10 protein-coding genes are annotated in these 15,721 nt (G+C 60.5%); 3 read left to right on the plus strand and 7 right to left on the minus strand.

Annotated elements, in window-relative coordinates:
* Positions 1-51 precede the first annotated feature (51 nt).
* The gene (locus ABD903_RS18360) at positions 52-3,387 is read right to left on the minus strand and encodes a sacsin N-terminal ATP-binding-like domain-containing protein (RefSeq protein WP_345226758.1); all 3,336 of its coding nucleotides are present in this window, start codon (positions 3,385-3,387) and stop codon (positions 52-54) included.
* A gap of 173 nt (positions 3,388-3,560) precedes the next feature.
* On the opposite strand from ABD903_RS18360, the gene ABD903_RS18365 reads away from it, so the two are divergent.
* On the plus strand, positions 3,561-5,588 hold the full coding sequence (locus ABD903_RS18365; protein WP_345226760.1) for a DUF4365 domain-containing protein: 2,028 nt from the start codon (positions 3,561-3,563) through the stop codon (positions 5,586-5,588).
* A gap of 28 nt (positions 5,589-5,616) precedes the next feature.
* Here the strand turns inward: ABD903_RS18365 and ABD903_RS18370 are convergent, their stop codons facing one another.
* From ABD903_RS18370 to ABD903_RS18390, 5 genes are all read right to left on the minus strand, one after another.
* On the minus strand, positions 5,617-6,975 hold the full coding sequence (locus ABD903_RS18370) for a Fic/DOC family protein (RefSeq protein WP_345226762.1): 1,359 nt from the start codon (positions 6,973-6,975) through the stop codon (positions 5,617-5,619).
* Positions 6,975-7,247, minus strand: coding sequence for an antitoxin VbhA family protein (locus ABD903_RS18375; protein WP_345226763.1), 273 nt, complete (start codon positions 7,245-7,247; stop codon positions 6,975-6,977). Before ABD903_RS18375 ends, ABD903_RS18370 begins: the two co-directional genes overlap by 1 nt.
* A gap of 78 nt (positions 7,248-7,325) precedes the next feature.
* A complete protein-coding gene (locus ABD903_RS18380) occupies positions 7,326-9,581 on the minus strand; it encodes a TraM recognition domain-containing protein (RefSeq protein ID WP_345226765.1) in 2,256 nt (751 codons plus the stop codon).
* 37 nt (positions 9,582-9,618) lie between these two features.
* Positions 9,619-10,653 (minus strand): DUF5712 family protein, encoded by a 1,035-nt coding sequence (locus ABD903_RS18385; RefSeq protein ID WP_345226767.1) that lies wholly within the window; start codon positions 10,651-10,653, stop codon positions 9,619-9,621.
* Between the two features lie 50 nt (positions 10,654-10,703).
* Complete coding sequence (locus tag ABD903_RS18390) at positions 10,704-11,219, minus strand: BfmA/BtgA family mobilization protein (RefSeq protein WP_345226769.1); 516 nt, start codon at positions 11,217-11,219, stop codon at positions 10,704-10,706.
* An 897-nt stretch (positions 11,220-12,116) separates the two neighbouring features.
* Here ABD903_RS18390 and ABD903_RS18395 point away from each other — a divergent pair.
* Together ABD903_RS18395 and ABD903_RS18400 are read left to right on the plus strand one after the other, a co-directional pair.
* Entirely contained in the window at positions 12,117-12,884 is a 768-nt protein-coding gene (locus ABD903_RS18395) for a ParA family protein (RefSeq protein WP_345226771.1), read from the plus strand.
* On the plus strand, positions 12,884-13,360 hold the full coding sequence (locus tag ABD903_RS18400) for a hypothetical protein (protein WP_345226772.1): 477 nt from the start codon (positions 12,884-12,886) through the stop codon (positions 13,358-13,360). The genes ABD903_RS18395 and ABD903_RS18400 overlap by 1 nt, the downstream gene beginning before the upstream one ends.
* A gap of 112 nt (positions 13,361-13,472) precedes the next feature.
* On the opposite strand, the gene ABD903_RS18405 is transcribed toward ABD903_RS18400, so the two are convergent.
* The gene (locus ABD903_RS18405; RefSeq protein WP_345226773.1) at positions 13,473-15,395 is read right to left on the minus strand and encodes an ATP-binding protein; all 1,923 of its coding nucleotides are present in this window, start codon (positions 15,393-15,395) and stop codon (positions 13,473-13,475) included.
* Positions 15,396-15,721 lie beyond the last annotated feature (326 nt).

Genomic DNA, 15,721 nt, shown 5'->3' on the forward strand with positions numbered 1-15,721 from the left:
CCTGTGGAGCCTTACAAGCCTAAATTCAGGCTATCCCAGCGCTAACTGAGCTCAGCTCAAGTGCGCCTTAATGTCTTCTATCAGCTCGCTGAATGTGTGCCGACGAGCAGGGTCCTGTATGAACGCTTGCTCCACGCGGACTTTATTGTCGTTCAGCTTCGGGGTTTGCAACCGGATGGCACCAGGCGCTTTTTGGGCGATGGCTGTCAACTGCTGGATTTCAGTCGCTACTTCAGCGAAATCGGTGGCCAAGTTCCGCAAATAAACAAGGTGCTCTTGCACGTAAGGGGCATCAACTTGGTCGGCATCCCGGTCGCGGCCAATGACACAAAGGGCAAAAGGAGGCTCCTGCTGAGCCGCTTGCCGGGCCTGGGAAATGGCCAAGTGGATCGGCTGGGGCTCGTTGTGGAGTAGCCGGTAGGATTTCAACTCAATCAGAAACCGTTTTCCATTGTCGGTATTGACTATTTCGAAATCGTAGGCCCCAATACCCTTAAAATTGATGCGGGTGGTTGCTTCGCCTGGGATGACTTCCCCGGCAATACCGGCCAGTTTCAGGGCGTTGCGAAAAGCCTCTTCCATTAGGGCACCAATGCGCTGCAGAAAGCGGAAGCTGGCCGTAAACTCGTGTTCTTCCTCTACAAGGTGCAGTAGCTCCTGCAGTTGGTGGTCGGTGAGATAGGCGGAGATAGTGAGCAGCTTGGAAAGCCGCTTTTCGTCTTTGAGCAGCTCCACAACGGCGCGGCCATGCTGGCCCTGACCTACGGCTAAGGCGAAAAAGATGGTGTTTGCCTGCGCTACAAACTGCGGGAGCAACACAGCGGCTTCCGCGTGGTGAATGTGGCACCAGTCGATGAGGCGCATAAGAGGAACATGATGCGCCTGGTAGTCGGCGACCCCTATACCGTTGGTGCGCTGCATAATGGCGCTACCCAGGTCTAGCCGCTTGTATGTACTGTCCAGACGCAGACGCAAGCCATCGGCTAGCAGCAGCGCGTTCCAATCGGCGGCATCCAGCAGCTGTAGTACCGCCAGTAACTCTTCGTCGAGCGGCTCGTCGGCCGTGCCGTTGTGGTGCAGGTCGGTGAGCTTGCGCAACTGCCCGCGGCGGTTAGGCACGATGGGCATCTCGCGCAGCAATGCTTCAAACCCGGCCTCTTGCAGAAAGTACAGGTAGCCATCTAGCCAGTTCATGGTGGCGGCTTCGGATAGGTCGAGGGCAGCGGCCAAGCCAGTGACGGACACCGTAGCTGCCAGACGCCGGTTTACCAGCCGCACCAGCAAGCGGGTGGCGTTGCCGAAGTAGAACCCGGCCAGCGTAGCTACAGGCGTAATCTGGCCGGCATCAGGCAGCAGGGCGCTGGCAAATTCGTAGAGCTGGCTGTAATGGGCATCTTCTTTCGACTCCGGGGCTTTCAGCCGGACGATGCGCAACAGGATTTGCTCGGCCCGGAGGGAGTCTTGCAGAAACTCCTCCTTGGTCAGCAGTGTGTTCAGGGCTTCGGAGGCCGCCGCCAAGTTTTTCTCGGGGTGGGCATGCCCGGGCAGCGTTATTTGCTCGTGCATGAGCTTGGCGTACCAGTCGTCGCCCAGGTCGCGCAGCAAGTCCAGCACCTCGGTCGGAATGGGGGCATCCGCCGGCTCGGTGTGCAGGCTATTGAGCGTGTACAGCTTACCATACTTGCTTGGTACGATGGCGTGCGCCTTCAGCATCGGCTCCAGCAGCTCGCGCTTGGCCAGGAAGCGGTACAGCTCATTCAGCCAGTCATAGGCATTGGGGGCAGCAGCGCCCGCCACCTCGTACAACTGCAACTGGCTGACATCACCGGCCGCCGCCACTTCTACCAGCATATTTTCGAGGCTGTATACCAAACTTTGCGGACCCCAACTGGGCAGCTCGTCGGCCAACCCTAGCACGTCTATCCAGCGCTGGGCGATGTCGGAACGCGGCACCCTGGCCGGACCTAGTAGGGGGGCTGCCAGTGCCCACACCTCCTGATTGTCTGCGTGCGCAGCATTGGACCTGAAATAGGGTATGCGCACCTGCGCTAGCGGTCGGGGCCCTTGCTCGGTTTCTACCAGCGGTAGGGCTACTAGCTTTTCGCGCCATGCCTGCTGCAGGCCGCTGTACCACTTGCGGGCATCGGGCTCCAGGTTGGCCGCGGCTCCGGGCAACCCGGTCGTAGCAAGTAGGTAAGTATTGCGGGCTTCACGCGCCAGCAGCCACTCGGTGAAGCGCAAGGAGGCATCGCGCGCGGCTAGCAGCAGCGTGCGGTTATGCTGTGGCTCCAGCGTGTCGCCGGTCAGCAGAATACCGTCGCGTGGCTCCGTGGGGTAAAGCGTTTTCCCATTCAGCACGAAGGGAAGGTGGTAGCTGTCGGTGCCGATAAGCGGAAAGTCGCGATACAGCGTGGGCGGCGGCAGCCGCTCATTTGGCAGCAGCGCAAAGTCGCGGGCCAGGTCGGCGCGGGCTTCGCGAATGTCGAGCAATTGCCAGCCTTCAAAATCGGCAACTTCCAGCGAAAGTTGCAAGCTGTTGGTGAGGTATGTCGCAAAGCTGCGCACCGTCTGACTTCCCTGCCGGGCATTTTCAATTGTTACCTCGTAGCGGACCACCTTTTCCTCCGCTGTGACGTCAATACTGGTGAGAGCTTGGCAGCGATACACGTATTTGGTATCGGCCGCCTCGTTGATAATACGAACCTGCTTGATTTGGGGCAGGTTGATGAGCGTGTAGGGCAGGGTGTTGACCAAATCGGCCACCCCCACCTGGGCGGCTCGCTGTTGTTCTTCTCCGCCTAGGTAGTAGGTAAAGACCGTGGGGTGGTCGGCCGCCATGCTATCGGCGGTGGCGGGTAATTCTTCAAATGCTTCGCCGGTGGGCCCTTCTTCGCTTTCCAAAGCTTCGACCAGCTGCCGAGCCGCCGCAATTTTGGGCATGAGGGCTTCGGAGCTGGCAGCCGACCGGTCCAGCGGCAACCGGACTAACCATTTACGGTCCCGGTTATCGACAGCCACTCCTTCCACCTGCACTTCTTCGGCCAGCAAATGGGTGCTGATGAAGCCGGTGCCGAACTTGCCCGTTTCCTCCGGGTTGCGCCCCGCTGAATCTTTAGTGCTGACCTGGAGCACCAGCCCATAGAGATTATCCAGCGAAAAAGGCTCGCCGTCGTGGGAAAAGCGCAGCTCGCGGGGGCTTAGTCGGATTTCTATCGACACGCCGCCCGGGTGTGTATTGGGAATGTCCTTGGCGTTCTGCATCAACTCCCAAATCCAGCGGCGGCGGGATTTGCCGGCCTCGTTGCGAACCGTGCGCAGGTGCTGAATAATTTTATCGGCGTGTTGTTTGAGGTCGTAATATTGTCCTCGGGTAAGCGCTGCGGGCATAAGCAAGTTGAGCAAGAAAATACCAGGCGCAATTGTACGCCTAAATTTTTCCTGCATCGGCCATCGCTTGTTCCAAAGCCAGTTACAAATACCTGGCCCCAGCCTGCGCTACTACGGCCGCCGTAATAAACAGCAGTCCTTACTTAATTTCAACATCAGTCAGAATCTCTTCCATGGCCTTTGCAGACACTCCTACCGTTGATGACAGTTCGAAAAAAAGTGAGGAATCCGAATTGCTGGTAAAGAAGATTTTTACCAAGCGTAAGGGATTTATCAACCGGGAAGAGAAGCCCGACTATGGTGTCGACCTGGATGTTGAATTAGTTTATGATGGCGAAAATGCTTCGTCGCAGAAGTTTGCTATCCAGATAAAATCAGCAACCGAGCTAAAAAAGGTTGATAAAGACGATGAAACCTTTATCTCTTTCACCTTCAAAACATCTCGACTGGGTTATCTCTGCCGGCGTGCGCCGGGCTACGGCATCATAGTTCTGTATCACGACGACGGCAAGGGCGAAGGCACAGCTTACTACGACTACGTCGACAGCATTGTCCGGCGCGTTGATGCCTACAATACCAATCCCGATTGGAAGCTTCAGGACTCGGTACAGATTTATATTCCCCTCACGCAAATTCTGGATGACACGGCGGCGGCAGGCATTCACGTAACGGTGGCGGGGCTTTACGAGCGGCACAACCTGATGCTACGGGCCCAAGGTCCCCGCTACAATATCCCCTACTTTGACACCGCACCAGCTGGCACGGTACCACCCATTGACTTCAACGACCCGGCGCAAGTAGCAGAGCAGCTTGAGAAACTAGGCGGGGCGCTTTTTAACGAGCAGGAATACGACATGCTGCGAAACCTGTTGGAGCGGTTGCCCGCGAGCCGGATTAGTCGCTCGGCACAATTAAGTTTCCTAGCGGCTATCACCTATGACCAAATTGGTTTTCTGACGGAAGGAGAGTTCTACGTGACCAAAGGCCTGCGATTAGCAGCAGATTTGGACCCGGAATCTAGAATGTTGCTGGAGCTTACGCGCATCCGGCTGGCCTTTTTACGCGGCACAGTGAGCTCTGACTCCTATACCGATTCCCTCAATGACCTAGCCGCCACTTCAACCAACCCGTTAAATAGCTTGGTATTGCAAATAAATGTGCTGTACATGGCAGCAATTGCGGCCACCGATTCCAGCCAAAGCAAGCCCTTCGATGTGGCCGACGTTGAAGCCCTTTTTTCCAAGATTGAGGCCGCGCCGCTGGAGGAAGCCGACAAGGAGCTACTCAAACTCTATAATTCGGATGCCTTGCAGGTATATGCCAGCAACCTATACCTTCAGCAAGGCTCCAATTTCAAGCTGCGGGAGCAGGCGGGCCGGGCCCCTTCCACGCAGGAACGGATGGCGGGTTATGAAGCCCTGATGGGCTGGCTGCGAAAGGCCAGCCAGTACGCGTATCAGGCGTATCACTATGCCCGCGACAACGGCAATACCCGCCTGCTGGCGTATGCCCAGCAGTATATCAGTCGGTTTTTTCTGAGCCTCGAATTTGATCGGCTCATGCTCACTCTCGACGAGCTGCAGGAACTGGATGCAGATACTACGACACAATATGAAAAGCACTTGTGGTTGGCTAGCGAGGCATACAACAATTTTGTGGCCCTGAAAATGGGCCAGGATGCTCATCGCACGGTCGGCATTATTTATGACTTACAGTTTATTTACACTGCTCGCTTCGACCGGCCGCTTGGCACCAAGCCTATTACGGAAACCAAGGACCTGCTACGACGCATTGAGGAGGACCACGATATTCCGCCCTTCGAGTCGGCTGTGGAGCGGGGCTATCAGGGCATGATGACAATGCTGCAACAAGCGCAGGGCCGGGAGTGGGCCGACATGAGCGAGGAACAGGTGAACACCTTTGCCCAGGCCGTCATGATAACGTATGACTTACCGCCAGAGCGGCTACCCAACGTCCTGGCCGACATTCAGAACCACCGGCTGTTTGAAGCAGCCTGCCAGGACAGAGCCATCATCATGCTCCCGAACGATGACCACATGAATGACGCTGCGACAGCTTACACTGAGGTACCAACATACATTCTGGTTAACCGAATAACGGAGGTTGAAACCAAGCCGTTTCAGGATGTCCGCGAGGTACTAGACCAACTGACTACCACCTTAAAAACACCACTTGTGTGAAAAGACAAGCTGGCTCCGTTTTTAGAAATTACCGTTCAATGCCGCCATTATCGCTTCTAGAAACGCTGGCCGTGCTACGCTCCTGCACCGTAGGCGCCTTCTCCATAACACTCACCGCACTTTTCAGCTCATCGAGCTGCCTGCTGCTGCTCAGGGCCGGAATCCGGTCAGCCACGTCGATGGACTTACCGACATTTTCCCGGTTCAACCCGCCAATAAATGGTGTGCGTTCAATGTGACAGGTAACCTCCTGCAGCCGGGCCGCGTCGAGCTCCTTCCCGTGCTCGCGCAGGGCTTGAGCAACATGGTTAGCGGCTTGCTTGAAAACGGCCTGGGCCTCCTCGTGAGTTTTGGGCGGCGGAGTCTTCGCTTCTGCCTCTTTTGCCACCGCCAATGTCTGAACTTGCTCGGCTGCGGCACGAAACCGCTTGGCATCCGTCTGGTCCTGCCGTGCGTCGGGACCCTGCAGCGCAGGATGCTTTATAATCTTCTCTGCCGCCTGCTGAAACTGCGCTAGATGGGTCTGGACTGCCGCCGGATTCAAGTTCGTTGCTTCAACGCCCTTACCCACCGCGACGCCCTTCTCATAATTGCCAGCACCGGGCATGTTGGCCACAATGTCCATCACCCGGTAGCCCGTTACCACCAGCTCGCGCCGGGCATCCATGGCCTGCATCTGCGGAGATAAGTCCGCCAGTGGCCGCGCCTGACTAGGGTCGCGCAGCCTTTCGGCTTCGATGCCGGGCGCCGGGCTAATCACCTGTTCAAACATTGCCTTCAGCGCCTGCAGGTTCTTCTCCGCTTCCTGGGGTGCGTGCGGTCGCACCATGGCCAGGTCACGCGCCCGGTTCAGCGTAGCCGGGTCGATGCGGGCAAAGTCGACCTGGTAGCCGGCTTCCTTGCCCAGCTGCACAAACGTGGCCTGCAGCGTGCGCCCGTTGCCGTCCCGAAACGCGTGGGTGTGGTTGTACTGGTCGAGGTAGTAGGCGGCGCGCTCGGCAAACTTCTCCTCCGACAGCCCCTTCAGGTAATTCTCCTTACCCAGCTGCTCACCGATGGCATTCAGGCGCGGCTCAATCTCCTTGAAGGGTGCGTAGGTCATCGTTTCCTTGAAGCCGGTGACGTACGTCGGCTTGTGCCCCTGAAACTCCCGGTCGGCCCGGGTTTCGCCGGCCCAGGGGTACACGCCTTCAAACAGCTTCTGGTGCACCTGCTTGAGGTGGGCGTGGTCGTAGCGCCCGCCGGGGATGCCGCCTTGCACATTGAGCCGCTGCAGGCGTAGGAGTGAGGAGTCGGTTTCGGCCTGGGCCAGTTGCTGGGGGTCGGTAATGCCCAACCGGTTTATCCGCACCCCGTGCTCGTCGCTGAATCGGTCGCCGGCTACCATCAGCGCACCGGGTTAGGCTCGGAGGTAGCAGAGCTGGCTGCCGGCCGGTAACGGGCCAGCAGCATGGCGTCGGTGAGCTCAATGGCCTCCTCGATGCTTATCTCACCGTCCACGTGCCGCTGCATGATGGCCAGGGCCTCCGGGCTGGGCGCGGGACCGTTGCTCATCAGGATGGCAATGGAATTGTTGGCGTGCCGCTCGCGCTCCTGGCGGGCAGTCAGCTGTTCGGGGGTGAGGCCGGTCGGGGCGGGCGTGAAAAAGGATTTCATCATGGGAATTGGGTGTGGATGATGGGTACTTACTCAACAGCAAAAAGGGCCTAAACGTCGCTTTTCGCAGGGCTTTTGAGGCTAATCCACCTCATTCTTTGTGCCTACGGCTAAGGTGTTTGCGTGCAGGGCTAGGGTTTCTTTCACCTGCTGGCTCACCCGCCGGTAGTTCTCCTGCACCACCGTCGACAAGGCGGCACTGTCTTCTTCACTGGTCCCAAACGTGGCCACGGCGTGCAGGGGAAACCGCTCCTGGGTGGCGTCGGCCCGGGAGATGACGCCCTGGAAGAAGGTGCGCTCGGTTTCCACCGTCTGCCCGATAAACTCGCCCTGCTGCAGGCCGATGGCGTCCTGCACCCGCACCAGGTTGCGCTCCTGGTAGCTGGTGCTCAGGTTGGAGCTGTGGCTGCCGTGGCTGCCGGCCCCGCCCTGGCTTTTGCCGGTGCTGGTGCTGTGCATCTGCTTGTCCTCGCGGCCCACGAGCTCGGAAATGAACTTGGCCGTGTCGAGCGAGTTGACCTTGCCGAAAAACTGGTTGTTGAGGTTGGAAACCATAACCTTCATCTTTTCAGGGCCATAGGCGTCGGTCATTTGTGCCAGGTCCTGGGTCATGTAGATGGTGGCCACCTTGTTGCTGCGGGCGGTGGCCGGCAGCAGCTCCAGCCCCGGCACGTACACCGTGGCGGCCTCATCGAGGAACACGTAGCTGCGGTGCTTGTGCTGCTGGTTCATGAGCTTGATGGCCACGGTAATGATGCAGCTGACCACCGGGGAGAAGGTTTCCTTCAATGTCGGGTCGTTGCCGATGCAGAGCAGCGCCGGTTGCTTCGGGTCGTTCAGGTTCAGAGAGAATCCCTCCCCTTTCGCCTCATCAGGCGTGAGCACCCACACGATTTCCGGGGAGTTGATGCGGTTCAGTATCACCTGCAGCGTGCCCACCACGGCGGCTACCTGCTTCTCGGCCCGCTGCTCGACGGCTGTGACAATACTGCGCACCATGCCGGCGCACTCCGGGTCGGTTTCCAGCATCGAGAGCACGTGCTTGAAGTCCTTGTGCACGGCCGTGGCCACCACGTGGGGAATTGTGCAGTAGCGGGGGAAGTGCTTTTTGTAAAACCAGATGATGCCCGTCAGGTAAGCCACCGCGCTGATGTCGAAGAACTCCATCTTGCGGATGCTGGCCGGGTTGAGGTTGTTGATGATGGCCCGCGAGTACTCCTCGGCAAAGGCCACCACCGGCATGTCCTCGGCCCGCAGCGGGTTCACCCGCTCGCTCCGGGTCAGGTCGCGGAAGTTGATGACGTGCAGCACCACCGCCGGCTCGGGCTCTCCATTGGGCAACAGCCGCGGCGGGCGCTGCCGGTGCCCGGCCAGCTCCAGCGCCTTCTGCGCTACTTCGGCCAGCACCGGAAACTTGAAGTCGTAGATGAGCCCGGCAAAATTCTTGGCCGCCAGCTGCTCGATGAGCGGCTCCCCGATGGAGAAGGTCTTGCCCGCCCCAGCGCCGCCGAGCACCAGCACGCCGCGGTAGGGATTGGGTACGTTCACCCAACCGCCCCCTTCCGTGGGCAGGTTGAATCCGTCAGGCGTCTCCAGCTTCCTGCGCTCCACGCTGAGCCCAAACTCCGGGCTCTTGGTCGCGGCCCGCAGCAGCCCCACCACAAAGCCGCAGGCCAGCGCCATCGTTACCGCAAGAGGGTAGCCCACCCGGATAAAGCCCGGCAAGTAGGAAGCCACGGTGAGCAGCACGTAGGCACTGAGCAGAAACAATCCCGCGCAGCTGGCCACGACCACACGTACGGCTTCAGGCCGAAGCGGCTTGCGCCGGGCCGGGCCGCCGGGTTTGCGCTCAGGTGCCGGCAGCACGAATACCAGCACCCCGGCCGCGAGCAGAACCAGCCCGCGCAAGTAGTCGCCGGCTGCGTCGTAGAACCGGCCCGCCTTGACCAGTAGTTTGCCTTTGAAGCCCTGCCCATCGGTGGCCACGCGCAGCGCAGCTGCCCCTCCTCTGCTCACCACCTGGTCGCCGGCCCGGCTCGTGGCCGTGGCCAGCTCGGCGGCCGGCTTACCTACCACCGGCGCCGCTTGCCGCTGCAGCCGCGCCCGGCGGGCCTCGGCCCGCTGCTGGTTGATGACGGCCATCCGGGCCGCCAAGCGCTGGGCGGGCGTCAGCCTGGGAGCCTGCGCGGCCTGGTGCTGGGCAGCGCGGGCCGCCGCTAATTCCGCTGGGTGCTGCAGCACGTACCATTCGCCGGCCAGCAAGGCCAGCAGCAGCACGCCAATGAGCAGGCCGATGGATTGGGACTGGGCCGCCGGTCGAGGGGGTAAACTAGTCATAGGGAAGTAGAAATGGGGAGTTGATTGCTGGCCGGGCTTACATCTCGATGTCCAGTTCTGCGCCGCGGCGTCCGGGCTTCTCGGCCACATGCTCGGTGCGCTCGTCCTGGGTAGCCTGGGCGCGGCGAACCAGGTGCTGCACCGCGTGCAAGGCAGTAGCGGCCTTGCGCTGCGAGGCCGCAGCCTGCTCCCGGCCCGTGCGCAGCAGCTGCAGGGCGTTGTCGATGGGGCGGCCGTCGCGGGCCCGCTCCTCGACCCGGGCCAGCATCCGGTAAAAGGTTTTGTCGAATGCCCGGGCCACGGCAATGCCCTGCACCGCGTCCGGCGCCAGGTGCTGCTCGCGCGGCACCAGCAGGTTGATGCGCGCCACCCGTTCGGCAATCTTGTTCAGCCGGCCCGCGTCGTAAGTGGTATCCCGCTCCCGGCTACCCTTGGGCCGTAGCTTCTCATGCTCCTGGGCCACGTAGCCAAACTGCTTCTCGAACTGCCGGCCCGCCGCGGCCTGCCAGCGCATCAAGTCAAACCGCTGCCGGCGCCCGCCGGGGTTGAGGGTAATCTTCTGCTCCGCGTCGCGGGCACTCACGATGACGTGCACGTGGGCCTGCAGGCCCGCCCGCTTCTCCCCTACTTTGGCTGTGCCGACCACGACTTCGGGGTCCGTGCCCCGGTGGGTACGGTCCTGATGCAACACGGCGCCCCACACAATATCCTGGCTGCCCAGCTGTCGGCCGCTGGCCAGGTTAAAGTTCTGCGCGTACTGCTGCATCACCTGCCGGGTGTAGGCCCGGAGCTTGTCGGGGTCGCTGCCGATGTGGGCCAGCTCCTGCTCGCTCGGGCTCAGCACCAAGGAGTAGAATTTAGCCTCGCCAGACCGCAGGCCTTTGACGTTGGTGTCGATGTTTTGCTGCACCTGCGCGGCGCTCAGCTCGTTCGCGTCGGCGCTGAAGAACGTGGTTTTCCGTCCCTCCCCTAATGCTTCGTGCTGCAGGTATTGCAGCGTCTGCGCGCTGCTACCGGTGTTGGTATAAGCGGCTTTGCCGTGCGTTTTGGGGTTGATTAATTTGACGTACATCCGGGCGTATACAGGTATTTTCTGGGTGTATTGCAGGTGCTTTTTCTTCCCTATTGCCCCTGCCCTGCCGCCGGTTCGACTGGCTTATCACGCTTACCCGGTCCCGCTTTTTTGGCTACTTCCAGCGCTTCTTTTACCTGCTTTTCCACGGCTTCCTCGTTGCGCTGACGCAGCAGTTGCAGGGCCTGCTGCTGCCGTTGCAGCTGCGCCTCGCTGAGCGTTTCCAGCTGCGCGTTGAGGTTGCCCACCAGGATTTCATTCAGGCGCAGCACCCGCTCCAGCGTGATGCGGGTACGCAGCATCTCCTCCAGCATGGCCGTTAGCAGCGTGCGCTCCTGCTCTTGCATAAACCCGAATACCCGGTCCCCTAGCTTCTTTATCTGCTGCATGATGAGCTGCCCCTCGCGGGCATCCGTCTCCCGTGGGTCCAGGCCCCGGGCGGCAAAGTATTCCACCGCCGCGCTGGCGTACACCCCCAGGCTGGTACCGACTTCCGCCGCAGCCGCCTCAGCTTTCCGGTGGGCGCTTTTGTCCAGGGTGACCCGCTTGCGTAGCTCCGTGCTCATCGTGTTGTTTCTAGTTTAGCAGCCCCGGTGGGCCATTTTTCATGCTTTGAATCAGCTACTTAACTTTCCATGGCCCACAAATCAGCTCTGCTGAGTTATAAGCACCTCAAGACTAGAGCATTAGCCCTTGGATTGGGTTGTTCTTCTTGCTGAGATTATTCTATGGTTAGCAAAAAGTTAGTGAGAAGCTAGTACGCAGCTTTGCACCTCTGTGTTAGCAGTTGGTCCTTTTTTCCCTACCGCCCCCTTCGCGTGTGCTCTGCTGGCTGCCCGAATGGATGTAAGTCAGTGTTCTGCTGGGCTGGCTTAGCGTGCTGATTTGGCACTTTGACAGAACCTCCCTGACTTCCTATACATTCACCTAGAGCCAATCAGTCAGGCTTTTTAATGGGTACCACTCCACTTGTAGTTCTGCAATTCTGTATTTCTGTTGCTACAAGCATACCAATTACTACTTTGTGGCAGTGTTGGCGTCGTAGAGGTTCTGTTTTTCTGTTTTTCTGCTTTTCTGCAGCTCTATTGAAACCGCACCTACTTAAACTGGGACTTTGCTTTTTTGCTTTCTACAATCCTGCTTTTCTGTATTTCTGTTGTTGTAAATAAATAGCAACGTGTGCTACGTTTTGCAGATTGATTATTCTGCAGTCGTGCAATTCTGCAGAACCAACTTTCTGCTAATCTGCTTTTGTGTTCTTTTGCTTTTCTGTTTTTCTGTTGTTTTGTATTTATACTTAATAACGGATTAACAGAAGTGTGATTCTGTTTTACTGCGTAACAACATTTCTGCTTTTTCTCAAAAGTGAGGTTCTGTGTTTCTGCTTTTCTATTACTTTTGGCTCACCATCCCGCTGGCCCTCGTGACCGGCCGCTACTCACGTCCTCAACCCCGTACTAATTATGTCCAAGGTTATCAGCTTTGCCACCCAGAAGGGGGGCTCCGGAAAATCCACCCTGGCCCTCGTACTTGCCGCCCCGCTGGCCACCGAGTACGGCCTGCGCATCGCCGTCCTGGACTGCGACTACCAGCAGAGCATCGTCAAGACCCGCGAGCAGGTGGACGCGGCCAACTTCGCCAAGTTGCGCGAAGCCAACCCCGACGCGCAGTACCCCTACGACGTGTACCCCTGGCAGCTGAGTCGCATTTTCGACTTCATTGACAACCCCGAGCACACCTACGACCTGATTATCATCGACGTGCCGGGCCGCGCTGATGGCGACGACGTGTTCAACGCCCTGACGGCCTGTGACGCCGTGATTGTGCCCCTGGTGTCGGATTACCTGGACCGGGCATCTACGGCCGAGTTCATGACCATCCTGGAAGCCATCAAGAAAGCCGCCGACGACGCGCAGATTGACTTTCAGTACTACGGCCTGCCCACCAAGCGCGTGGCGGGGCAGCGGGAGGAGAAGGAGATGGACGACTACATCGACGGGCTGGGCCTTTCGCGCTTCAACTCCTACCTGGGCCACCGCAAGGCCTACACCCGGGCCTCGACGCTTTACAGCCTGCTCAACCCGGCCTGGGCGCGCTACGCCGGCGGCACCAAGGACACCAGCGACGAAATTCGCCGCGTGTGCGAGGAGCTCATCGAGCGTCTGGGCCTGCCCGACCGCCGCGCCACGGCTGCCGCTTCTGTATCCACCGCTTCAACCTCCGCAAAATAATGGGCTTCGAGAAACCACAAATCACCCCGCGCCGCCGCATTGAAGTGCCCGAAGAAGCCCGCCAGCAGGCCCGGGCCGGAATGGGAGGGGAGGCCACCCGCACGGCTACCACGGCGCCCGTCCCGGTAGAACCCATCGCGGCACCCGCTGCAGCAGTAGCTCCTGCACCAGTGCCTGCGCCGGTAGAAGCACAAGCGCCAGCAGCCGCTGCTCCGATAATTCCGGCTGCTACACCCGTACGCGCCTCTACACGGGGACGCAAGCCCGCCGCAGCAGCTGCGCCTGCCTCGGAGGCCGAAGTACCGCTGCACACGGTCCAAATCGCTAAATCCGTGGTGCAGGAGATTAAGATGAGCCTGCTGCTGGTCGCGCCGGGTCCGGACGCGCCCACGACCATCAAGAATTACCTGGAAGCCGCCCACCGGCACTACGACGCTTACCTGCGCAAAACCGGAAAGCTGCCACCCGCCAAATAGGGGAGGGGCTTCTGGTTGTAAAACGGGTAACAGCAGCCGCTGCGGGGGCTGCTGTTACCCGTTTTGGGCGGTGGGGGAGGGGAGGGCGCTCAGAGCGGCAACGGCAGGAAGGCTAGCTCACGCCCAGCACTTCGGTCAGGGTTTGGTAAAGCAGCGCCTCGTCGAAGGGCTTGGCCACGCAGGCCTGCATGCCGGCGGCCAGGCACTGCTGCCGGTCCGCCTCGAAGGCGTTGGCCGTCAGAGCCACGATGGGCACGCCGGCGAGCGCCGGGTCGGGCAGGGCCCGGATGGCCGCCGTGGCCTCCAACCCGCTCATGCCGGGCATCTGCACGTCCATCAGCACCACGTCGTAGGGGTGGGCGGCAGCCCGTGCCACGCCCGCTGCCCCGTCTTCAGCCTCGTCATACACCATGCCCCACTCCTCCAGCAGCAGGCCCGCCACCAGGCGGTTGATTTCGTTGTCTTCCACCAGCAGCAGCCGGCGGCCGCGCAGGCCGGCAAACGAGGGAGGCGCGGGGGAACCGGTCGGGTCAGGAGCCGCCTCGGTTGCCCGGGGCAGGGTGATGGTGAAGGCGAAAGTGCTGCCTTCGCCCAGGGTACTTTCCACGGTAAGTTCGCCGCCCATTTCCTGGACCAGGGCCCGGCTGATGCTCAGTCCCAGGCCCGTGCCGCCGAACTGCCGCGACGTGTCGGCGTAGGCCTGGGTGAAGTCTTCGAAAATGCGCTCCAGCTTATCGGGCGCAATGCCCACGCCGGTGTCGCGGAAGCTGAACTCGATGGTAAGGGTATCCTCGGTTTCCCCCACCTGGTAGCCGCTGGCCGTAATCTGCCCGCCCGCCGGCGTGAACTTGATGGCGTTGGAGAGCAGGTTGAGCACCACCTGGCTCAGGCGCTGCAAGTCGCCCACCACCCGCGGGTTGGGGCAGGAGTCCTGCAGGCGGTTGGCCACCACCGTGATGCCCTTTTCCTGGGCCTGCTGCAGCAGCGGCGAGGCGGCTTGAAACAGCATCTCGCACACGTCGAACGCGTCCTGGGCCAGCTCCAGCTTGCCGGAGGTAATCTTGGCCATGTCCAGCACGTCGTTGATGATGCCCAGCAGGTGCCGGCCCGAGGCCAGCACAATCTGCAGCAGTTCCTGCTGGCGCGCGTTGAGCGGGGTCTTGGCCAGTTGTGCCGCGATGCCCAGCACGCCGTTGAGTGGCGTGCGGATTTCGTGGCTCATGTTGGCCAGAAAGTTGGCCCGGGCCGTAGCGGCGGCTTCGGCCGCTTCGCGGGCCTGCCGGAGCTCGGTCACGTCGGTGCTCACCCCCAGCACGTGCACCGAGCCGCTTTCCCAGGCTAGCGGACGCTTCACGGTCTGCAGGCAGCGGTTTTCCCCGCTGGGCAGGGCCACGCCCTCCTCCACTACGTGCTGCTGGCCGGTGGCCAGAACCTGGGCGTCGACGGCGGCGTACGCGGCCCGCTGCTCGGCCTGACGGGCGGCAATTTCCGGGGTGGGGGTGGACTCCGCCAGCAGATTGACCAGCTCCTGCGCCGCCCGGTTCCGGTACACGTAGCGGCCGGCCGCGTCGCGCACGTACACCAGGCTGGGCAGCGCGTCGAGTACCTGCTCGGTGAAGGCCTGCTGGCGGGCGCGCTGGGTTTCGGCCCGGACCCGGTCGGTGACTTCGGTCAGGTACAGCGTTACCTGCTGAACCGCCGCGTCGGGTACGATGCACACGGAAAAGTGACGGTCGGCCGCGGCAAAGTCGCGGCGCAGCTCGCAGTCCGTGCGCAGGGACTCCTCCACCCAGGCCTGCACGGCCGGGCGGAGCAGCGAGCTGCTGGTCCCCAATTCCTGCTGTAAGCGCTCGGCGGCAGGGTTGGCGTACAGCAGCTGGGCCCCGACCTGCAGCCGGTAGATGGGGTTGGGGTTTTGCGCCAGGATGCGGGTGAGCTGGCGCTGCTCGCTTAATTCCTGCGTCAATTCATCCAGCGCCGCGTGGGCCTCCGGCAACGTTGCGGGACGCTTCGTGGCAGTGAGTGGCAACTTCATTGTACTAAGCACTTGCGGCAAGACGGTGGTATCCAGCCGCGCCAGGCGCGGCAAAGGTCGGCAGTATCCTTGTATTGTGCAAATTATTCGTCTGGTTGGAACGTTGCATAAGGGCCTGGAACGTGCTGCTCAGAACTTAGGCATGGGCCTAACTTGGCAATGAACAGCATTGTTGGGTTGTGGTGAGGGGTCTGCTACCGGTTTGAGCACCGGCGGCTGGCGCGCCCAGGCTTTTGTACGTAATCCAAATAACCACCTCCGCAAGTAACAGGCAGCTGACCCGCTTACCCTAGTGCAACAAAAGCAGTGCACCTATGGCCTGTTGC

The sequence above is a fragment of the Hymenobacter koreensis genome (assembly GCF_039541855.1).
In the GTDB taxonomy this organism is placed as follows: Bacteria; Bacteroidota; Bacteroidia; order Cytophagales; family Hymenobacteraceae; genus Solirubrum; species Solirubrum koreensis.